The organism is Rhodobacter lacus (genome assembly GCF_042683065.1).
Classification (GTDB): domain Bacteria; phylum Pseudomonadota; class Alphaproteobacteria; order Rhodobacterales; family Rhodobacteraceae; genus Rhodobacter; species Rhodobacter lacus.
Map to the genome: position 1 here is coordinate 104826 of NZ_JBHUIX010000004.1, position 18911 is coordinate 123736.

Sequence of the window (18911 nt, forward strand, 5' to 3'; positions counted from 1 at the left end):
GCGGCAAGACTAGGGTGACGGGGCGGCCCCGGTCGCCACAAGATCTCTGAAGGAGCGAGTTCATGCGCATTCCCCCCGTTGTGACCAGCCCGGCGCTCGCCGCGCTCCTCGCGTTTTCGGCCATTCCTGCCTGTGCCGAGATGGTGCTCACCTCGCCCGACATTTCCGAGGGCACGGCGATGGGGGAAGAGTTTGTCTTTGACGGTTTTGGCTGCACCGGCCCGAACCTCTCGCCCGCGCTTGCGTGGAGCGGTGCGCCCGAGGGCACCAAAAGCTATATCCTGACCGTTTATGACCCCGATGCGCCGACCGGTTCGGGCTTTTGGCACTGGTCGCTCTTCGATCTGCCCGCCACCACCAGCGCCCTGCCGCGCGGCATCGGCAAAGAGGCCACGCTGCCCGAAGGCGCGATGGCGGCGCGCAATGATTATTCGCAAAACGGCTGGGGCGGCCCCTGCCCGCCGCAAGGCGACAAGCCGCACCGCTACATTTTCACGATCTACGCCATGCCGCAGGACAAGCTCGGCATTGACGAAACCGCCTCCGGCGCGGTGGTGGGCTTTTTCGCCCATGCGGCCGCGCTTGGCCACGCCAGCCTGACAGCGACCTACGGGCGCTGACCGGCTGGCCCCGGCCCCGGATGCCCCTCCGGGGCCGGGGGTGAGGCCCCTAGCCCACCGCGCCCCGCCTGCTTGACATTCTTTCGCGGGAGACTATCCGGGGGGAAGGCAGGAACGGGGAGCCGCCATGAAAATCGAAGAGCTCGGGATCTGGCTGATCAACCTGCCGCGCGATACCGGACGCCGTGCCGCGATGGAAGCCCAGCTCTCCGCGATGGGCCTGTCGTGGCGCCTGTTCGAAGCCATCGACGGCAAGGCGCGTGAAGCCGAACTGATGACACGCGCCGACGAGGCCGCCTACCGGCGCAACATGGGCGCAACGCTTCTGCCCGGAAAGCTCGGCGTCTATGCCTCCCATCTCGCGGTCTGGGAGGCTTTTATCGCCTCGGGGCAGGAGATTGCGCTGATCCTTGAGGATGACGTCGTGTTCCACGAGGATTTCCTCGACGCGCTCAAGACCGCGCTTGCGGGCCGCGATCATTGGGACGTGGTGCGCTTCAACTGCATCCGCGCAAAGCTGCCGGTGTCGCAAGGCAGGCTCGGGCGCTACCAGCTCAACGCCTATATCGGCCCGTTCACCGGCAATGCCTGCTACCTGATCAAGCGCGAGGTGGCACAAAAGCTCCTGCCCGGCCTCTGGCCCCAGACCCGCGCGCTGGACCATGAGCTGAACCGGTTCTTTGTGCATGACTACCGCCAGCGCGGGCTCGAACCCTTTGCCTCGCACCCCGAGGATGGCAACGTTTCCACCATTACCGGCACCGGCTTTGCCAAGGTGCGCAAGTTCAAATGGTATCGGCGGTTGCCGCATTACCGGCTGAAAGCGGCCAACTATTTCCGCCGGGCTTTTTATCTTGCCCGCACCGGCGCGCTTGCGGGTCGCAGAACATCTCTTCCGTTGCGAGAGGATTGAGATGGCCCGGATCGTGTTCAAGCATCACCGCCAAACCACGAACCTCGGTGATGCGGTGTGCAGCCCCTATGATTATTACCCCGAATTGGCCTGCGCGGGCGCGGCGGTCGATCTGGAGCGGGAAACTCCCCCTTGCGAGGCGGTGATCTACGGCGGCGGCAAGATCATGGGAGGGCTTGCCAAAACTTTCGGGCCGCACGACCGGGCCGCGAAGGCAAGGATCGCCTGGGGCGTCTCCACAGTGCAGAAATTCCCGATCTCGTTGCGCTACTGGCGCGCCTTCAAGGCGATGACGCTGATTGGCACCCGTGACTGGGGCGACACGCGCTTTCTCTTTGCGCCCTGCGTGACCTGCGTTTCGCCCGCCTTCGATATGCACACCGAAGAACGCCACGAGGTCGCGCTTTACCTGCACCACTGGCGCTCAAAGAAGGTCAGCCTGCCGCGCCCCGAGGGCGTGCCGGTGATGGAGAACAACAACCCCGATTTTGCCGCCACAATCCGCCATCTCGCCGCCGCCCGCGTGGTGGTGACGAATTCTTATCACGGAACATATTGGGCGCTTTTGCTCGGCAAAAAGGTTCTGTGCTTGCCCTTTTCGAACAAATTCGGGAATTTCCGCATCACGCCCGGCTATGGCACGGCAGAGGACTGGCCCCGCCAGCTCTCCCGCGCGCGCAGCAGTGACGAAATGCTGGATCTGTGCCGCATGGCAACGGCGGGCTTTCGCGCCCGTGTCGAGGCTTTGATCGGCCTCTGAGGTGTCTCAGTCCGCGTAGCGGTGCCAGTAATCGGGGATCCAGCGCAGGCCGCGATGATGGTGCCCGGTCAAAAAATCATGCGGGTTCGGCTTGCCGTGGAAGGCAACGATGCGCGCGCCCTGTGGCACAGGGTGCGGCCCGATCAGCGGCGCGAGCACAGATTTGCGCCGGATGTGGCGTTTGTAGGAGATCACCCAGGGGTCAGGCCAGGGCGCCCAGGTCTTTGCCGTCCCCTCGACAAATTCCTGCTCATTGCCGAACCGCGCCGAGGCCTGGTTCGGATCGGCGCGGAATGTGTCGGAAATATCGCTCTGCGTTCCCAACGTGAAGCCGAACACCGAGGTGTTCAGCGTCGGGTTTTCCGGCACTTTGCCATGACGCCAGCCCGGCCCCGCGCCGACACCGAAGAGCGGCCCCTCCAGCGTGAAGAAGGGCGCGAGATCGCCCAGGATCACCACATCGAGGTCGATGAACAGCCCCCGCCCCTTAAGGTCGTAAAGCGGGTTGTTGAAAACCGAGAGCTTGGGCCAGGCGCCGCGGCGAAAATGCTCCGGCGTGCAGCCGATATCGGGGATCGGCAGCGCCTCGATCTCCTTGTCGAAGCCGGTCGCGTCATCCGTCAGGCAGACAAATCGGAACGCCCCGGCCAGATGCGCACGGCAGGCCCGATGGAGCACATTGACGTAAGCCGAGGAATAGGGCGTTCCCCATTTCATCGACAGAATCACACGTGGTTCGCTCATCGTTCCTCCATTGGCGCCCGACAGGGCTTGTGCCAGATTAGTTTTCGCCCGCACCAATGTCCATGCCGCGCCCCACCTTGTCCCGGCGCGCCGAAAGGGGCATTGTCTGCCCCGGTTCGACAGGGGGCAGAGCGCCATGATCAAGGTTCTTTTCGACGCGCGTGGCCGCGACAAGCTTGATTTCGTAAAAGAAATCGAGGCGCGGGCGGGCGGAAAACTCTCCGTTGGCCTGATGACAGGCGACCGTGCCGCCGATATCTTTGCCCGCGGCATCACCACGATGAAACGGGATGCCCGGCACGAGCGGCTGCACAAGGGGCTGCTGCAAGACAACGCCTATACCGGCGCCAATGCGGCATTGCTCACCTCGCCCGAGTTTCACGATATGGCGATGATGGCGATCGACCATTTCCAGCGCATGAGCCCCACCTACCGCTACAACAGCCACAACCTGAACAACCTGCAGGACTATCTCGATTATTATTACATCCTCACCGATGTGATCGCGCGCCGCATGATCGAGGAAGAGATCACCCATGTCGCCTTTTTCATGACCCCGCATCTGGGCTATGACACGGTGCTTTATCAGGTTGCCCGCGTGCTCGGGGTGAAGACGCTGGTGATGAACCAGCAAGGCCTGTTCAACGAAAGCTTCTTCTCCGCGGGCGCGATCGAAGACTATGGGCTGTGCGACCTTGCCAATACTGCGGCGGCGCCAATCCCGCTCCAGCGTGGCAAGCTGCCCGATCTCTTTTTCATGGACGAGAAATGGCAAAGGCCCGGCCAGACCGGCAAGATCACTGCCGGGGCGGTGATGCAGCTTCTCAAATATGTGGCGCTGCGCGAGCCCTCCGCGCTGGCGCGGCCGGGCTATCTGCTCTCGCTTTTGCGCCGCACCGCGCAAATTTACGAAGCGCTGCCCGACTGGCGCGACCCGTTCGCGCATTTCTTCCACCGCGATGCGCTCGCCTATTTCGAACATCTGGCGGAATATGAGCGCGACCCGGTCGATCTGAACCGCCCCTTCGTTTATGTGCCGCTCCACAACCAGCCAGAGATGACCGCCTCGACGCTTGGCGGGCGCTACCGCGATCAGGTGCTGATGATCGAGGCGGTGGCGCGCTCGATCCCCGAGGACTGGCTGATCTATGTGAAGGAAAACCCGCGCCAGGGCCCCTATGCGCGCGGCCCGCTGTACTTCCACCGCCTGTCGCGGCTGCCCAATGTGCGGCTTGTGCCCTCCTTCACCTCCTCGCAAGCGCTTGCCGCAAAAGCGAAGCTCGTGGCCACCGTGGCGGGCACGGCGGGCTGGGAGGGGCTTTTGTCGGGCGTTCCGGCGGTCACTTTTGGCGGCGCGTGGTATCGCTCGCTGCCGGGGGTGACGCCCTTCCACGAAGGGCTCGACTTTGCCGCAGTCGCGGCGCGGGGCGTTGATCATGACGCGCTCGAGGCAGGCTATGGCAAGCTGGTTGCGCGGGCGCATCCGGGCCTGATCGACCCGCTCTTCTTCGACAAGGTGCCAAGCTTCGATCGCGACGCGAACCGCCGCCTTGTCGCCGATACGGTGATCGCGCTTTTGACCGGGGCGCGCGAGGTCAGCTTCGGCACCCTTTAAGCGCGGCAGGCGCGGGCGGAGAGCACCGCCTCGGCCCGCGCGAAATCTTCGGCGCAGTCGATGTCAAGAAGCTCGGCCGGGTCGCTTTCCACCACGCCGATATGCTCCGTGGTGAGCGCGCCGTTCGCCACAAGCCAGCCGCCGCGGAAGGCAAACACCCCGCCATCGAGCTTGTAGAGCCGCGGCAGGCTCTGGCGCGGCTGGAACAGCGCCGCGGCACTCACGAGGGGCACCAACCGCCCCTCGCTCACCGTGCCCGATTTCATCACCGAATTCTCGATTTCCGAGATCGAGACGGTGAGCTCATGCCCCCCTTCTTCAAGGCGGGCAAGTGCTGCGCGCACCGTTGCGGCGCGGCGCAAAGGTGAGGTCGCCTGCAAGATCACGATCGTCGCCTCATGGAGCCCGAGCGCCTCGATCAGCTCGATCACCACCTCATGGGTCGGCGCATCGTCGCGCGAAGAGGCTTCGGAGCGGGCATAGAGCTCGTAATCGGGGTGCGGCGCGGCGAGCAGCGCCGCAATATCGGTGGCGACAATGATCCGCTCGATCCCGGCGGCGCGCGCGCAGGCGACCGAATGGAGGTAAAGCGGCAGCCCCGCGAGTGGCCGCGTGTTTTTGCCCGGCAGTCCCTTGGAGCCCGCCCGGAGCGGGATCACGGCGATCGTTTTCGTCATGAGCGGCAGGCCCGCATGGTTGTTTTCTGGCACGGCAGGGGCCGGCCCTTGCGGGAGGCTAGCGCAGGATCTGCGAGGACGCAATCATCTGCGCCCCCGCCGCTCGCGCCATGTCACGGCCTGTGTGGGAGCCCATGTCGGGGCCTCATCCGGGGCCTCATCCGGGGCGTGGCGGCTCAGGCCGCGGGCATCCGCGCCTCGATCATGCCGGCAAACCAGCTCGCCCCGAAGGGGATCGCATTGTCATCAAAATTATAGGCCGGGTTGTGCAGGCTCGCGGTGTCGCCATTGCCAAGGAAGATATAGGCGCCGGGGCGCGCGTTGAGCATATAGGAGAAATCCTCGCCCCCCATCAGCGGCGCCACCGTCGTATCGACGCGGCCCGAAACGGCCTGTGCCACGTCCACGGCATAGCCGGTATTGTCGGGTGCGTTCAGCGTCACCGGATAGCCGCGCTCGTATTTAATCTCGGTGGTTGCACCATGCGCGGCGGCAATGCCCTCGACCACGGCGCGGAACCGCCCCTCGACATAGTCGCGCACCTCGGCCTCGAGCGAGCGCACCGTGCCGCGCAAAAACACCGTTTGCGGGATCACGTTATGCGCCTCGGTCTCGGTGCGGAAGGTGCAGACCGAAACCACCACCTGCTTGAGCGGATCGACATTGCGCGAAGAAATCTGCTGCAGTGCCACCACGATATGCGCGGCGGCCAGTGTGGTATCCACCCCTTCATGGGGCTTGGCGGCATGGCCGCCCTTGCCCGTCACCACCACCTGAAACTGATCCGCCGCCGCCATCATCGGGCCCGGTCGGATCGCAAAGGTGCCCAGCGGAATGCCGGGCAAATTGTGCATGCCGTAAACTTCCTGAATGCCAAAGCGCTCCAGCACCCCTTCTTCGACCATCACGCGCCCGCCGCCGCCGCCCTCTTCGGCAGGCTGAAAGAGCACCACCGCGGTGCCATCAAAATTGCGCGTCTCGGCCAGGTATTTGGCCGCACCAAGCAGCATCGCCGTGTGCCCGTCATGGCCGCAGGCATGCATCTTGCCCGGGGTTTTCGACGCATAGTCAAGCCCGGTCGCCTCGATGATCGGCAGTGCATCCATATCGGCGCGCAGACCGATCACCCGGCCCGAAGTGTCGGTCTTGCCCTTGATCACCCCCACAACGCCGGTTTTCGCGATGCCCTCCACCACCTCGTCGCAGCCAAAATCACGCAGCAGCCCCGCCACCTTGGCCGCGGTGCGCGGCAGATCAAACAGCAGCTCGGGGTTTTGATGGATGTCGCGGCGCCATTCGGTGATCTCGGGCAGCAATTCGGCGAAACGGTTTTTCACGGGCATGGCCTGGCTCTTCGTTGAGGGCGCGCAAAAGCGGTATCATCGCGGCAGGTTTCCCGATTCACCTGCCCGCCGCAAGCTCAGAAGGTGGGGCCGATGTCGATTCTGGAGCCATCGGAAAAGCGGTTCCAGCGGAACCGGGTCAAATCATGGCCCGGCGCGGCGCCCGTCATCAGTGCGGCCATCACGCGGCCCACACCGGGACCGATGCCAAACCCGTGGCCCGAAAGCCCCGTGGCAACGTAAAGCCCCGCAATCGGCGCGGCATCAAGCACCGGCACGGTATCGGGCATCACGTCGATCATCCCGGCCCAGGTGCGGATCAGCTTTGGCGCGCCAAGGCTGGGGAAGGCGCGCTCGAACGCGCGCGTGACCTGGTTGAGAAAAACCCGGTTCGGCGGCGGGTCGAGCACGCGCAGCCGCTCGAACGGGCTCTCGCGATCCTCGGCCCAGCTCCGCGCGGTGACCCAGCCGTCGGGCCAGCCGGGCTGCGGCGCGCGGGCGTGGATCGCCGTCTTCGACATGTCGCGCCGCATCTGCGGGATGTATTTGACAAAATGGCGCAGCGCATCCGGGCCGAGGTAGAAATCATGCGTTGCCCCCGGGCAGATCGTATAGCCGCCGTCGTTCCGGCGCCGGAAGGCAAACACGTCATCGACCGCGGAAATCGGCGTCACCTCGGGCATTGGCGCGGTCTGCGCCACCGAGGCGCGCACCATCAATTGCGGCAGTGACAGCCCATGACGGCGCAGAAAGAATGACGACCATGCCCCGGCGGCCACCAGCACCTGTTCGGCGCGGATACGGCCCTTTTCGGTCACCACGCCCGCGAGCTTGCCGCCGGCGATATCCAGCGTGCGCACCGCACATTGCTCAAGGATCGTCACCCCGGCCTTTTGGGCGAGCCCCGCCAGCATCGGCACGGCGACAAAGGGCTCGGCGCGGGCATCCGAGGGCGTGATCACGCCGCCGATCCAGCTCGTGCGATGCGGGATCGCCGTGGCAAGCTGCTCACGGCCAAGGAGATGGCTTTCCAGCCCATGCGCGCGGGCGAGCTTGACCCAATCCTCATAGCCCGCCAGCGTCGCGGGCTGATCGGTCAGATAGGCGATGCCGCAGCGGGTGAAGCCAAGTTCGGGGCCAAGCTCCGCCGCAAGCCCCTCCCAGAGCCGCATCGATTCGATCATGATCGGCAGCTCGGCCGGGTCGCGGCCCTGCTGGCGCACCCAGCCCCAGTTGCGCGAGGATTGCTCCCCCGCCACCCGCCCCTTTTCCAAAAGCACGACCCGCCGCCCCGCCTTGGCGAGGTAATAGGCGCTCATCACCCCGGCCACGCCCGCGCCAATCACCACCACATCGCAGGCCTCTGGAAGAGGCGCGGAAAACCGGACAGGATCATCGGCACGGATGGGAAAGCGCATGGTAAACTCTTTCGGAGGGGTGTGAGCGGTGGCTCACGCTTGCCGCACAACGCGGCGGGGTCAAGCCCTCCTCGCTGCGCAGGCGCCATGCAGCCAGTGCAGGGCTCGCCCGGTGTCAGCGCATGCGCGAACCCGAAAAATCTCCACCACTCGGTCAAATATCTTTCATCCTATCGTGGTGGCACCCAGAATATGCGCCGAAAAACGATGCAAAAACAAAAGACTGTGGGGCATGCGTGCAATGACGCGGCCCGGTCTCGCGCGGCCGAACCTCACCACGATCTTTCGCATAGGTAGCAGCGAAGTGCATGCCGTCAATTCGGTTTCCTTTGATCTTGGCCCCTGTGACCTCCTCGGCGTTGCCGGAAAATCGGGCGGCGGGAAATCCGTCACGATGATGTCGGGGATCGGGTTCTTGCCGAGCCTGCCCGCCGCGTTGGGCGCCGCGCCTGGCCCCGGCGCCGGGCTGCGCGATGCGCTCGACCCGCGCACCATCGCCGCGGATCAAAAATCCCCCAACGACAGTTGCGCCGGAGGCCCCGCCCCCGGCGCAGCCATTTTGGCGAGGAAATCCTCTGCCTGCGCCCGGATCGCCGCCAGTTCGGCAGCGTCGAACCGATCCAGCGTGCGGTAGGGCAGCGCCATGCGCGGGTTTGCGGCAAACCGCGCGCGGTGGGTTGCGAGAAAATTCCAGTAGAGAAAATTGAACGGGCAGGCCTTCGGCCCGGTGCGGGCCTTGCCGTCGTAGCGGCAGCCCGCGCAATAATCGGACATGCGCGAGATATAGGCGCCCGAGGCGGCATAGGGTTTTGAGCCGAGCCGCCCGCCATCGGCATGCAGCGCCATCCCATGCGTGTTGGGAAGCTCGACCCACTCGAAAGCATCGGCATAGACGGCGAGATACCATGCCTCCACTTCGGCGGGCGCGATCCCCGCCAAAAGCGCAAAATTCCCCGTCACCATCAGCCGCTGGATGTGGTGGGCGTAAGCATATTGACGCGTGGCGCCGATCACCTCCGCCATGCAGCGCATCTCGGTTTGCGCGTTCCAGTAAAAGGCGGGGAGCGGGCGGCGGGCGCCAAGCGCATTCGTTTGCGCATAGGCGGGCATCTCGCTCCAGTAAAGCCCGCGCACAAACTCCCGCCAGCCAAGGATCTGGCGGATGAAGCCCTCAACCGCATTGAGCGGCGCCTGCCCGGCGCGGTAGGCCTCTTCGGCGGCCTTGCAGACCTCGGGCGCGGTGAGCAGGCCAAGGTTGAGCGCGGGCGCGATCAGCGCGTGATAAAGGAACGGCGCCCCCGCCTGCATCGCATCTTGCCAATCCCCGAACTGCGGCAGGCCGTGGGTGAGAAAATCATCGAGCGCGTCAAGCGCCTCGGCGCGCGTGACGGGCCAGCCAAACTCCGCGAGATCCCCGAAATGGGTGGGAAAGCGCTCCGCGACGCAGTCGATCACCGCGCGGGTGATCGCGTCGGGCACAAAGCGGCGCCGCGCGGGCGCGCGATGCCCGCGCGGCAAGGCCTTGCGGTTTTCGGCATCGAAATTCCATTTGCCGCCAACGGGTTTACCCTCGTCCATCAAGATCCCGGTGCGGCGCCGCATCTCGCGGTAAAAGGTCTCCATCCGCCCGGTCTTGCCCGCCGCGGTCAGCGCCTTGAAATCCTTGACGGTGCAAAAGAACCGCGCATCGCGGCGGATCTCGACCGGCACGCCCAGATCTGCCTGCCAGCGCCGCACCCTCTCCCAGACCCGCCATTCACCCGGCCCCGTCAGCACCAGCCCGCGCGGGCGATGCCGCGCCACCGCACGGGCGATCTCTTGCGTGAAGCTTTGCGTATTGGCGGGATCGTCGAGCCGGACATAATCGACACGCAGCCCCTCGGCGCGCAACGCCTCGGCAAAATGGCGCATCGCCGAGAGGATGAGCGCGATCTTTTGCTTGTGATGGGGGACGTAGCAGCCTTCCTCCATCACTTCGAGCATCAGCACCGTATCGCGGGCAGGGTCGATCCCCTCAAGCGCAGAGAGCCCGCGCGAGAGCTGGTCTCCCATCACGAAGATCAGCCGCTCCGTCACTTGCGCCGGGCCTCGGCGCGGCACCGATCCGAACAAAACCGCACCGCCGCCCAGTCTCCCGCCCATTTTTTGCGCCAGACAAAGGGGCGCCCGCAGGCAGCGCAGATCTTTTGCGGCAGATCGCCCTTGCGGCGCATCTTCACGCGGTCACGCTCCGGGCAAAAGCGGCTCGAACGCGGCGCGGATCTCGGCAGAGCCGGGCTTTGTCATCGCCCCCCAAGTCTCGACCACCTGCCCCGCCCCGTCAATCAGCACCTTGTTGAAGTTCCAGCTCGGCACAAAGCCCGTTTCTTCCTTCACCCATTGATAAAACGGATGCGCGCTGGCGCCCTTGACATGGGTGATGTCGGTCATCGGCAGGGTGATGCCATAGGTCAGGGTGCAAAACTCCGACACTTCCTTGGCGCTATCGAGTTCCTGCGCAAAATCGTCGGAGGGCACCGCCAGCACGATCAGCCCTTTCGGGCCATAGTCCTCATGCAGCTTTTGCAGCCCTTCGAGCTGCGGGGTGAAGCCGCACAGCGAGGCCGTGTTGACGACCAGCACCGGATGACCGCGAAAATCGGCGGTGTCGATCTGAGCGCCCTCGATCGAGGGGAAGGTGAAGCTGGGCGCCTCTGCGGCAGGGGCAATATCTGCACTGACACCCAGCGCCGCAAAGGCGCACAGCGCCGCCGCCATCGTGAGACCTTTCATTGTCTTGTCCTCCTGCGCAAAAACGAAACTATGAGAAGCAGCGCGATGGCGGCCCCGGCGAGCAGGCTCACGGCCAGATCGCCCGCGCGGGCATTGGCCACGAGAACCCCCAAAAGCGCCCAGAGCACCGCGCCGGCATAGCTCGGCGCATCATCGCGCTTTCCCGTCACCCAAAGCGCCCCCCCGAGCAGCGCCGCAAGCGCGCCATAAGCGGCCCAGTCGGGAGAAAGCACGCCCTGCCCCGGCAGCACCACGCCAAAGGCCACGGCGGTCGCGGCACTGAGCCAGCCCGCGTAAAGCCCCACCGGCCACGCACTCCAAGGCCCGGCGGGGGCGCGCAAAAACGCGGCAATCGCCGTGGCGGCCATGAAAACAAGCATCACCGCCGCCGCCGCGGGGGCAAGGTTTGCCACCCAGATCCAGGGCGTGCCGATGGCAAGGCTCAGGCACAGGGGCGCGCGCATCGCGTGCCAGGCGGGGGCGGTGCGGGCGCGCACCAGCCCCCAGGTGGCCCCGGCCACCAACCAAAGATAAATGAGCCCCCAGATCGCGAAGGACCACCCCACCGGCACCACCGGCCAGCGATCCGCGGGCACCGGGAATTGCCCCGGTGTGAAGCCGCGAAACCCCTCCGTGAGCGCGGGCGCCGCGGCAAAGGCAAGAGAGAGCAAAAGCGTCAGGGGCGCGAGCACCTGGCTCATGCGGCAAGGCCCGCAGCCCGCGGACGGCGCACCCAATCGGGCCTCTCCTCCGCCCATGGGTCGGGGCCAAGCGGCCAGTCCCGGCCCATCGCCTGCGCCACACGCAGCGCCGACAAAAGCCCGTCTTCATGAAAGCCGTAGCGCGTCCATGCGCCCGCATACCAGAGCCCGCCGCGGCCCTGAATCTCGCCAAGCCGGTCGAGCGCCGCCAGCGCGCGGCCATCGAATTGCGGATGCGAAAGCGTGGCCTCGTTATGGATCGCCTGCGGCTCGCGCTCGGGGTTGAGGGTCATGATCAGCGGCGCGGGCGTTTCCACCCGTTGCAGCCGGTTGAGCCAGTAGCTGAGCGAAATCGGCCGGTTGCGCAGCCCTCCCGGAGGCGCTGCGGTGACATGGTTCCACGAGGACCAGAGCGCGCGGCGCTTGGGCAGGAAGCCCGGATCGGAATGGAGCACCATCCGGTTCGGCTCGACGGTGAGCGCGCCAAGCACCGCGGTCTCTGCCGCATCGGCATCGGCCAAAAGCCGCAGTGCCTGCGGCGCATGGGTGGCAAGGATCACCTGATCGAACAATTCCTCCCCGCGCGGGCTGACCACCGTCACCCCGCCCGGGCCCCGGCGTACAAGTTGCACCGGGCAAGAGCGGCGGATCTCTGCCCCGGTCGCGGCCGCGAGCGCCTCGACATAGGTGGAGGCGCCCCCGGTCACGGTGAGCCATTCGGGGCGCGGCCCCTCGCCCATCAACCCGTGGCTGGCAAAAAAGCGCAAGAACCGGTCCGCCGGAAAATCGAGCATGAAGCGCGGCGGCGTCGACCAGATCGCCCCGGACATCGGCATCAGGAAACGGTCGCGAAACTCGCGGCCCAACCCAAGCTCGGCAACCACCTCACCGATGGAGCCGCCCTGCCCCGCCATTTTCGGCGCTTCCGCCATGAAGCGGCGGATATCGCGCAGCATATGCCAGTGCGAGCGGTCGAAAAGCCGCCCCGGCTGGCGAAAGAGATCGAGCGCCGAGCCCGTGCCGTATTCATAGGCACCGTCACCAAAGCTTGCGGCAAAGCTCATCGGTGCGGATTGAAGCCGCACCTTCAGCGCATCCATGAGCGCTGTAAAAAGCGGATAGGTCACCCGGTTGCAGACAAGAAACCCGGTATCGACCATCGCGCCAAAGGCCGAGATGGTGCGGGCATGGCCACCGATCCGCCGCCCCGCCTCAAAGACGACAACCTCTTCGTCGCGCATGAGCCAGGCGGCGCCCAGCCCGGAAATGCCCGCGCCGATCACCGCAATCCGCTTCCTTGTGGTTGTCACCTTTGCCCCGCCTGTGCGATTGTCTCACAACAGATTACGCGACAACGGGCGAAAAGTTGCAACCGGCACGAAAAAATTGTGCTGCGTTGCGCTAATTTTCGGAGACAGCATGGCTGCAGAGGCGGGAAATCAGGCCGAAATGCTTGCCGCGTTGATGGCGCGGGTGGCCTTGCGTGACCGCGCGGCCTTTGCGGCGCTTTATTCTGCGCAAGGGGCGAAACTTTTTGCGATCTGCCTGCGTCTTCTCAAGGACCGCCGAGAAGCGGAGGATGCCTTGCAGGATGTATTCGTGAAAATCTGGATCAATGCAGACCGGTACGCGCCGGATGTGACGAGCCCTTCAGCCTGGCTCAATGCCGTGGCGCGCAATTTGTGCATCGACCGGCTGCGCGCGCGGCGTGGCGATGCCGCGGATGTGGCGGTGCTTGAGGCGCTGCCGAGCCTTGCGCCCGGCCCCGAGGCAGAGGCGATGCGCGCCTCCGACGGGCGGCGCATTGCCGCCTGTCTGGAGCGGCTCGAGCCCGCGCGCGCCGAGGCGGTGCGGCGCGCCTATGTCGAGGGGGAGAGCTACCTGGAACTGGCCGAGCGGTTTGAAGTGCCGCTCAACACGATGCGGTCGTGGCTGCGCCGCGCGTTGATGTCGCTTCGGGAGTGCCTTGGCGATGCCTGAGTTGACGGCGGAAGAGATCGCCCTTGCGGGCGAATATGTGCTGGGCACCCTGCCCCTGACCGAGCGGCAGGCGGCGGCGCGCCGGATCGCCACGGATTCCGCTTTCGCGCGTGAGGTCGCGCGTTGGGAGGCGCGGTTCGATCCGCTCGCCGAGGAAGTGCGCCCGGTCGCGCCCCCGGCCCGGCTCTGGGCCGGGATCGAGGCGCGCGCCTTTGGCACGCCCGCCCCCGCGCCCGCGGGGCTTTGGCGCTGGCTCGCGGGCGCCTCCGCGGTTTCTGCCGCCTTCCTTGGCGCGATCCTCTGGCTTGGGGAGCCGCTGATGCCGGCGCAGGGCCGCATGTGGGTCTCGGACATGGTCTCGCAAGATGGCGCGGTGCGCCTCGCCGCGCTTTACAATGAAAAAACCGGCGAAATGCGGGTTTCGATGGGCGGCGCGGCTCCGGCTGCCGGACGCGATTTCGAGCTATGGCTGATTGCCGGGGAGGCGGCGCCCGTCTCGCTTGGGGTGATGCCGCGCCGCGGTCAGGCGGCGATGCCGATCCCGGCAGAGCTGCGCGCGCGCATCGCCAATGCGACGCTTGCGATCACCGAAGAGCCCAAAGGTGGCGCGCCCGGCGGCGTGGCCACCGGGCGGCTGGTTGCCAAGGCCGATCTGCGCCGGATCTGAGATCCGGCGCGGCTCTCAGGCGCTGTGGAGCTTGTGCACCTTGCCATTGGCGGGGCGCAGTGCGGCAAGCGCGGTCTTGCAGATATCGGCGGCGGTGAGGCCCGCCCAGGCATACATCTCGTTCGGCGCGCCATGATCGACGAAGTGGTCGGGCAGCGTCATGGTGCGGATTGCCCGGCCTTTTTCCAGCTGACCGGTGCGGGCGAGATAATGCAGCACCATCGCGCCAAAACCGCCCATCGCGCCCTGCTCAAGCGTGATCAGCACCGGATGCGCGTCGATCAACCGATCAATCAGATCGGTATCGAGCGGGCGCGCAAAGCGGGCATCGGCCACGGTGACAGAAACGCCCTCGGCGGCGAGCAGCTCCGCGCCCTTCAGCGCCTCGCCCAGATGCGCGCCGTAGGACAGGATCGCAACATCCGTGCCCTCCTGCAGCACCCGGCCCTTGCCGAGTTCCAGCACCTCGCCGCGTTCGGGCATCTCGACGCCCCGGCCCTCGCCGCGCGGATAGCGCAGCGCAATCGGCCCCTGATCATGGGCCGCAGCGGTAACGATCATGTGGCAAAGCTCAGCTTCATCCGCCGCCGCCATCACGGTGAAATTCGGCAGGTTCGCAAGCATCGAGACGTCAAACGCCCCGGCATGGGTGGCGCCGTCCTGCCCCACCAGCCCGGCCCGGTCGATCATCAGCCGCACCGGGAGATTTTGCAGCGCGACATCGTGCACGATCTGGTCATAGGCGCGCTGCACAAAGCTCGAATAAAGCGCAACGAAGGGCTTGAGCCCGGAGGCCGCCATGCCGGCGGCAAAGGTCACCGCATGCTGCTCGGCAATGCCTACGTCAAACACCCGGCTCGGGAAACGCTTGCCCATCACATCAAGCCCGGTGCCGGTGGGCATCGCGGCGGTGACGCCGACAATCGCCGGATCGCGCGCGGCTTCCTCGGTCAGGCGCTGGCCAAATACGGCGGTGTAATTGGGGGCATTCGCCACCGATTTCTTTTGCTGGCCGGTCTCGATGTCGAATTTCGACACGCCATGGAGCTTGTCTTCCGCGCCTTCGGCGGGCGCATAGCCCTTGCCCTTGGTGGTGCAGACATGGATCAGCACCGGCCCCGAGGCGCGGGCGCGGGCCACGCGCAGCGTCTCCACCAGCTCGCCCATGTCATGCCCGTTCACCGGACCGATGTAATCAAAGCCCAGCTCTTCAAAGAAGGTGGCGCCGCCCGGCATCGCGGTGACGATCTGGCGCGCACGCCGCGCGCCGTCGCGCACCGGGCCCGGCAAATGCATCTCGATCCCTTCGGCCGCCGCTTTCAGCGCGGCAAAGGGCGCCTGCCGGGCGATCGTGTTGAGATAATGCTGGAGCGCCCCGACGGGGGGCGCGATCGACATGTCATTGTCGTTCAAAATCACGAACATGCGCGATTTCAGGTGGCCCGCGTGGTTGAGCGCCTCATAGGCCATGCCCGCGGTGATCGAGCCATCCCCGATGATCGCGATCGTGTCGCCGACCGGCTGGCCCAGTTCCCGACCGACGGCAAAGCCGAGCGCGGCTGAGATCGAGGTCGAGGAATGGCCCGCGCCAAACGGGTCATGCGGGCTTTCCGAGCGCTTGGTAAAGCCCGAAAGGCCACCCGCCTGACGCAGGGTCAGCATGCGGTCGCGCCGTCCGGTGAGAATTTTGTGGGGGTAGCATTGGTGGCCCACGTCCCAGATCAGCTTGTCGCCGGGGGAGTTGAACACGGCATGGAGCGCCACGGTCAGCTCAACCACGCCGAGCGAGGAGCCGAGGTGGCCTCCGGTCTGACTGACGATCTCGACCGTTTCGCGGCGCACTTCGCCGGCAAGCGCGGTCAGTTCGGCAAGGCTCAGGCCCTTGAGATCGGCCGGGCCGGTGACGCGGTCAAGATGGGGGGTGGGGGTCTTGGTGCTCATGGTTGCGTCCTCCGATGAGCGGTCTTTGAAAAATGGTGCCGAGGGGCGCGCCCGCACGGCACCAGGTGCCTGTGTCTACAGGGAAGGGATCAGGACCTGTGGGAGGCCCCAACTTCCGGGCCGAGCCCGGAAACGGAACCCGGCCGGCCACGCGCAAGCGCAGCCGGCCGGGAAAGCGATCAGGCGACTTCGGTGACCGAGACGACTTCGAGAGCCGTGTAGGGCGAAGGCGCTTGTTTGGAACGTTCCGGCAGGAACATGCCGATGGCATAGGACACGAGGAACAGACCGAGCAGGAAGCCCACGAAGATCGATGCAAGCACCGCCCCCCAGGTCATTTGACGGCCGATCCAGATCCCCATGGTGAACTTCGTACGGTTGTTGAAGTCATAGGGTTTGTCGAACAAGGGTTTGCCGAACATGGTCACTATCTCCTCAGGGCGTCACGGGCGCATAGCCGTGGTTTTGGGCCCAGACGTACCAGTTGTCGACGACCGTGCCCGAGAGCAGGATGCCGATACCGCCCGTCAGCGTCACCATAACCGCCATCCACAGCGCCCAGCGGTGGATACCTTCCATGGTGGCGTTGAAGCCCATCGTCCAGCGCCAGAACAGGGCGGCGCGTTCCGAGGCGGTGCCGCGGTCGCAGATCTGTTCAAGTTCCCGTTCCCCGCCGAAGCGGCTGACCGCAAGGATCGTCGCGCCGTGCATGGCAAACAGCAGGGCCGAGCCATAAAGCGCCGCGATCGAGAGACCGTGGAAAGGGTTGTAGAACAGGTTGCCGTGGTCCAGCGAGAACTGGTTGGTCCAGTCGAGGTGCGAGAAGATGCCGTAGGGCACAGCCACGCTCCAAGACCCCATCATGATCGGGCGCCAGAAGCCGAGAACCGACCAGAGCCACATTGCCGAGAGCATCGCCCAGGCCATGTGCTTGCCCATGCCGAGCTGGTCGGCGCGGGTGTAGACGCGGATCCACCAGGTGATGACCGAGATCGCCATGAAGAGCGACGCGATCTGCCACACACCACCTTCACCCAGCGGAGCGAGACCGAGGCCGTATTCGACCGGCGGCGGCTCGAGGCTGAAGAAGAACAGGTCGCGCATGAACACGGCCGGGTTGAAGCCCGCCTGGTAGAAGAACCAGAAGCCGATGGTCATGAACCAGGCAATCCCGAAGGCCAGCGAGACGGTGCCCGCGATGCCGAGGTAGATCGGACCGATCTGGGCGTTGCCCATCCAGCCCAGGATGCTCATGAAGCCGGCACCGGTACGTTCGGAGAGGTCCACCTGCTCCTTCAGGCCGAGTTCGGGTTCCCCCTTAACTTGCACCTGAGCGAAGTAGTTTTGATACTCAACCATTGATGCCTCCCGCGACGTCGGCCCAGAACGGCATGTTCACCCACCAGTACCACCAGTCACTCCAGAGATCGAAGTAGATGGTGCCGGTGATCAGCATGCAGACCGCCGACCAGAACACCGCATTCAGAGCGAGCAGCAGGCCGACGCGGTGAATGCCGAGCGTGCCGAGCGAGTAGCCGATGAGGTCACGGAAATAGGTGTCCTCATGGTCGGGCGAACGCATCGTCTTGCCCTTCACCGGGTTCGCCGCCGAGAGCACGAGCGCGCCGTGCATGGCCAGAGCCCAAGCGGTGGTGAAGAACAGGGAGATGCCCACCATGTGGAACGGGTTGTAGTGGAAGTTCCCGTAGGTGTAGCCGGTGTTGGAGACCCAATCGAGGTGGGTCCAGATACCGTAGGGGAAAGCATAGCCCCAAGCACCCATCATCACCGGGCGGATCACCACCAGCGTGATATAGGCGAAGATCGCCATCGAGAAGGCGATCGGAATATGGTAGCCGATGCCGAGCTTGCGGCAGATCTCCACTTCACGCAGCGCCCAGCTGCAGAAGGCGCCGATGGCGCAGACGGTGATCACCTGCCACAGGCCGCCCTGGGCGAGCGGGGCCATGCCGAGGCCCACATCGACCGACGGCGGAACGATGGAGATAAGTTGCGGGTTCCATGTGCCTTGCAGCGCAGCCCCCCACAGGATCAGAAGAAAGCCAAGGGCAGCGAAGAAGATGGTGGTGACCCCGAAGAACCCCACGTAGAAGGGTCCGACCCAGAAGTCGAAAAGGTTCCCGCCAACTAAGGTGCCGCCCGGCACGCGATATTTTCGTTCGAAGCTGAGCAAAGCCATGCCCGTGTCTCCGCTGTTGCGGGACGGTCCTTAGCCCGGCGAAAGGCTCCGGATCGTGCCGATGGGTTGCGTCTTGCGGTATGGTCGCGGGCGGGACGGCATGCGCCCCGCCCGCAACGCCTCAGTCTCGCTTATTCGGCAGCAGCGGCCACATAGCCATGTTTGGCGGTGGCGACGGTGAGCCAGTTGAAAGCGGGGGTCGAGAGCAGGATCAGGTGGATCAGCACCGCGAGGAGGAACAGGAACACGCCCTGCGCCACGAACACGCGACGGGGATCGAAAACGAGCCAGATTTTGTAGAACTTGGACATTTTCAGATTCTCCTCAGAACCACGGACGCCAGATGAAGACCGCCAGGTGAGCAAGGACTGCAACGGCGATGAACGCCGAGAGACCACTCATATAGACGGCATGCAGTTCCTGCGCCTGCTCGTCGGTAAGACCTGTGAAGCTCAGGTCGTTCTTATCAGCCATAACAACCTCCGGATTGGCAGACTGACGCCGCAACCCCTGCGGCCGGGTAGACGAGATGGCACCATACCATCCCGCATTTCCGCCAT

The 18911-nt window shown here is 65.3% G+C and carries 21 protein-coding genes; 6 read left to right on the plus strand and 15 right to left on the minus strand.

Annotated elements, in window-relative coordinates; genetic code table 11:
* Window positions 1-62: 62 nt before the first annotated feature.
* The 3 genes from ACFSM0_RS03900 to ACFSM0_RS03910 all read left to right on the plus strand — a co-directional run bounded on the left by ACFSM0_RS03900 (window position 63) and on the right by ACFSM0_RS03910 (window position 2293).
* Window positions 63-620 (plus strand): YbhB/YbcL family Raf kinase inhibitor-like protein, encoded by a 558-nt coding sequence (locus ACFSM0_RS03900; protein WP_377387469.1) that lies wholly within the window; start codon window positions 63-65, stop codon window positions 618-620.
* Between the two features lie 127 nt (window positions 621-747).
* On the plus strand, window positions 748-1533 hold the full coding sequence (locus ACFSM0_RS03905) for a glycosyltransferase family 25 protein (RefSeq protein ID WP_377387472.1): 786 nt from the start codon (window positions 748-750) through the stop codon (window positions 1531-1533).
* Window position 1534: 1 nt separating this feature from the next.
* A complete protein-coding gene (locus ACFSM0_RS03910; RefSeq protein WP_377387475.1) occupies window positions 1535-2293 on the plus strand; it encodes a glycosyltransferase family protein in 759 nt (252 codons plus the stop codon).
* 6 nt (window positions 2294-2299) lie between these two features.
* Here the strand turns inward: ACFSM0_RS03910 and ACFSM0_RS03915 are convergent, their stop codons facing one another.
* The gene (locus ACFSM0_RS03915) at window positions 2300-3037 is read right to left on the minus strand and encodes a hypothetical protein (RefSeq protein WP_377387478.1); all 738 of its coding nucleotides are present in this window, start codon (window positions 3035-3037) and stop codon (window positions 2300-2302) included.
* Window positions 3038-3173: 136 nt separating this feature from the next.
* On the opposite strand from ACFSM0_RS03915, the gene ACFSM0_RS03920 reads away from it, so the two are divergent.
* Window positions 3174-4652, plus strand: a complete 1479-nt coding sequence (locus ACFSM0_RS03920; RefSeq protein ID WP_377387481.1) for a capsular polysaccharide export protein, LipB/KpsS family — start codon at window positions 3174-3176, stop codon at window positions 4650-4652.
* Here ACFSM0_RS03920 and ACFSM0_RS03925 read toward each other — a convergent pair.
* From ACFSM0_RS03925 to ACFSM0_RS03960, 8 genes are all read right to left on the minus strand, one after another.
* Window positions 4649-5329, minus strand: a complete 681-nt coding sequence (locus tag ACFSM0_RS03925) for an acylneuraminate cytidylyltransferase family protein (RefSeq protein ID WP_377387484.1) — start codon at window positions 5327-5329, stop codon at window positions 4649-4651. The two genes, ACFSM0_RS03920 and ACFSM0_RS03925, sit on opposite strands and share 4 nt — an antisense overlap.
* A gap of 176 nt (window positions 5330-5505) precedes the next feature.
* Window positions 5506-6672, minus strand: a complete 1167-nt coding sequence (locus ACFSM0_RS03930) for a M20 aminoacylase family protein (protein ID WP_377387487.1) — start codon at window positions 6670-6672, stop codon at window positions 5506-5508.
* Between the two features lie 77 nt (window positions 6673-6749).
* Window positions 6750-8090: an NAD(P)/FAD-dependent oxidoreductase gene (locus ACFSM0_RS03935; protein ID WP_377387490.1), complete on the minus strand. Its 1341-nt coding sequence runs from the start codon at window positions 8088-8090 to the stop codon at window positions 6750-6752.
* 504 nt (window positions 8091-8594) lie between these two features.
* Complete coding sequence (locus ACFSM0_RS03940) at window positions 8595-10142, minus strand: cryptochrome/photolyase family protein (protein WP_377387939.1); 1548 nt, start codon at window positions 10140-10142, stop codon at window positions 8595-8597.
* A gap of 20 nt (window positions 10143-10162) precedes the next feature.
* Entirely contained in the window at window positions 10163-10303 is a 141-nt protein-coding gene (locus tag ACFSM0_RS03945; protein WP_377387941.1) for a DUF2256 domain-containing protein, read from the minus strand.
* Between the two features lie 10 nt (window positions 10304-10313).
* A complete protein-coding gene (locus tag ACFSM0_RS03950) occupies window positions 10314-10862 on the minus strand; it encodes a glutathione peroxidase (RefSeq protein WP_377387493.1) in 549 nt (182 codons plus the stop codon).
* On the minus strand, window positions 10859-11563 hold the full coding sequence (locus ACFSM0_RS03955; RefSeq protein ID WP_377387496.1) for a hypothetical protein: 705 nt from the start codon (window positions 11561-11563) through the stop codon (window positions 10859-10861). Before ACFSM0_RS03955 ends, ACFSM0_RS03950 begins: the two co-directional genes overlap by 4 nt.
* Window positions 11560-12873: an NAD(P)/FAD-dependent oxidoreductase gene (locus tag ACFSM0_RS03960; RefSeq protein WP_377387500.1), complete on the minus strand. Its 1314-nt coding sequence runs from the start codon at window positions 12871-12873 to the stop codon at window positions 11560-11562. The genes ACFSM0_RS03955 and ACFSM0_RS03960 overlap by 4 nt, the downstream gene beginning before the upstream one ends.
* 109 nt (window positions 12874-12982) lie before the next feature.
* Between ACFSM0_RS03960 and ACFSM0_RS03965 the strand changes: the two genes are divergently transcribed.
* Together ACFSM0_RS03965 and ACFSM0_RS03970 are read left to right on the plus strand one after the other, a co-directional pair.
* Complete coding sequence (locus tag ACFSM0_RS03965) at window positions 12983-13543, plus strand: sigma-70 family RNA polymerase sigma factor (protein WP_377387503.1); 561 nt, start codon at window positions 12983-12985, stop codon at window positions 13541-13543.
* Window positions 13536-14210 (plus strand): anti-sigma factor, encoded by a 675-nt coding sequence (locus ACFSM0_RS03970; RefSeq protein WP_377387506.1) that lies wholly within the window; start codon window positions 13536-13538, stop codon window positions 14208-14210. Before ACFSM0_RS03965 ends, ACFSM0_RS03970 begins: the two co-directional genes overlap by 8 nt.
* A gap of 15 nt (window positions 14211-14225) precedes the next feature.
* Here ACFSM0_RS03970 and dxs read toward each other — a convergent pair whose 3' ends face one another.
* The 6 genes from dxs to pufB all read right to left on the minus strand — a co-directional run bounded on the left by dxs (window position 14226) and on the right by pufB (window position 18825).
* A complete protein-coding gene (gene dxs / locus ACFSM0_RS03975) occupies window positions 14226-16151 on the minus strand; it encodes a 1-deoxy-D-xylulose-5-phosphate synthase (protein WP_377387509.1) in 1926 nt (641 codons plus the stop codon).
* A gap of 179 nt (window positions 16152-16330) precedes the next feature.
* Entirely contained in the window at window positions 16331-16573 is a 243-nt protein-coding gene (gene pufX / locus ACFSM0_RS03980) for an RC-LH1 core complex protein PufX (protein ID WP_377387512.1), read from the minus strand.
* Window positions 16574-16586: 13 nt separating this feature from the next.
* Complete coding sequence (gene pufM, locus ACFSM0_RS03985; RefSeq protein WP_377387515.1) at window positions 16587-17510, minus strand: photosynthetic reaction center subunit M; 924 nt, start codon at window positions 17508-17510, stop codon at window positions 16587-16589.
* Window positions 17503-18351, minus strand: a complete 849-nt coding sequence (pufL, locus tag ACFSM0_RS03990; protein WP_097069512.1) for a photosynthetic reaction center subunit L — start codon at window positions 18349-18351, stop codon at window positions 17503-17505. The genes pufM and pufL overlap by 8 nt, the downstream gene beginning before the upstream one ends.
* Window positions 18352-18482: 131 nt before the next feature.
* A complete protein-coding gene (pufA, locus tag ACFSM0_RS03995; protein WP_097069511.1) occupies window positions 18483-18662 on the minus strand; it encodes a light-harvesting antenna LH1, alpha subunit in 180 nt (59 codons plus the stop codon).
* A gap of 13 nt (window positions 18663-18675) precedes the next feature.
* On the minus strand, window positions 18676-18825 hold the full coding sequence (gene pufB, locus ACFSM0_RS04000; protein ID WP_097069510.1) for a light-harvesting antenna LH1, beta subunit: 150 nt from the start codon (window positions 18823-18825) through the stop codon (window positions 18676-18678).
* Between the last annotated feature and the right edge of the window lie 86 nt (window positions 18826-18911).

What these genes read in the sequence shown, in the direction of transcription:
- ACFSM0_RS03900 (WP_377387469.1), top strand. Translation starts at nt 63, where the DNA reads ATGCGCATTCCCCCCGTTGTGACCAGCCCGGCGCTCGCCGCGCTCCTC.
- dxs (WP_377387509.1), bottom strand. Translation starts at nt 16,151, where the DNA reads ATGAGCACCAAGACCCCCACCCCCCATCTTGACCGCGTCACCGGCCCG.
- pufL (WP_097069512.1), bottom strand. Translation starts at nt 18,351, where the DNA reads ATGGCTTTGCTCAGCTTCGAACGAAAATATCGCGTGCCGGGCGGCACC.
- ACFSM0_RS03915 (WP_377387478.1), bottom strand. Translation starts at nt 3,037, where the DNA reads ATGAGCGAACCACGTGTGATTCTGTCGATGAAATGGGGAACGCCCTAT.
- ACFSM0_RS03945 (WP_377387941.1), bottom strand. Translation starts at nt 10,303, where the DNA reads ATGCGCCGCAAGGGCGATCTGCCGCAAAAGATCTGCGCTGCCTGCGGG.
- ACFSM0_RS03965 (WP_377387503.1), top strand. Translation starts at nt 12,983, where the DNA reads ATGGCTGCAGAGGCGGGAAATCAGGCCGAAATGCTTGCCGCGTTGATG.
- pufM (WP_377387515.1), bottom strand. Translation starts at nt 17,510, where the DNA reads ATGGTTGAGTATCAAAACTACTTCGCTCAGGTGCAAGTTAAGGGGGAA.
- pufX (WP_377387512.1), bottom strand. Translation starts at nt 16,573, where the DNA reads ATGTTCGGCAAACCCTTGTTCGACAAACCCTATGACTTCAACAACCGT.
- ACFSM0_RS03925 (WP_377387484.1), bottom strand. Translation starts at nt 5,329, where the DNA reads ATGACGAAAACGATCGCCGTGATCCCGCTCCGGGCGGGCTCCAAGGGA.
- ACFSM0_RS03955 (WP_377387496.1), bottom strand. Translation starts at nt 11,563, where the DNA reads ATGAGCCAGGTGCTCGCGCCCCTGACGCTTTTGCTCTCTCTTGCCTTT.
- ACFSM0_RS03905 (WP_377387472.1), top strand. Translation starts at nt 748, where the DNA reads ATGAAAATCGAAGAGCTCGGGATCTGGCTGATCAACCTGCCGCGCGAT.
- ACFSM0_RS03970 (WP_377387506.1), top strand. Translation starts at nt 13,536, where the DNA reads ATGCCTGAGTTGACGGCGGAAGAGATCGCCCTTGCGGGCGAATATGTG.
- ACFSM0_RS03935 (WP_377387490.1), bottom strand. Translation starts at nt 8,090, where the DNA reads ATGCGCTTTCCCATCCGTGCCGATGATCCTGTCCGGTTTTCCGCGCCT.
- ACFSM0_RS03910 (WP_377387475.1), top strand. Translation starts at nt 1,535, where the DNA reads ATGGCCCGGATCGTGTTCAAGCATCACCGCCAAACCACGAACCTCGGT.
- pufB (WP_097069510.1), bottom strand. Translation starts at nt 18,825, where the DNA reads ATGGCTGATAAGAACGACCTGAGCTTCACAGGTCTTACCGACGAGCAG.
- pufA (WP_097069511.1), bottom strand. Translation starts at nt 18,662, where the DNA reads ATGTCCAAGTTCTACAAAATCTGGCTCGTTTTCGATCCCCGTCGCGTG.
- ACFSM0_RS03930 (WP_377387487.1), bottom strand. Translation starts at nt 6,672, where the DNA reads ATGCCCGTGAAAAACCGTTTCGCCGAATTGCTGCCCGAGATCACCGAA.
- ACFSM0_RS03940 (WP_377387939.1), bottom strand. Translation starts at nt 10,142, where the DNA reads ATGGGAGACCAGCTCTCGCGCGGGCTCTCTGCGCTTGAGGGGATCGAC.
- ACFSM0_RS03950 (WP_377387493.1), bottom strand. Translation starts at nt 10,862, where the DNA reads ATGAAAGGTCTCACGATGGCGGCGGCGCTGTGCGCCTTTGCGGCGCTG.
- ACFSM0_RS03920 (WP_377387481.1), top strand. Translation starts at nt 3,174, where the DNA reads ATGATCAAGGTTCTTTTCGACGCGCGTGGCCGCGACAAGCTTGATTTC.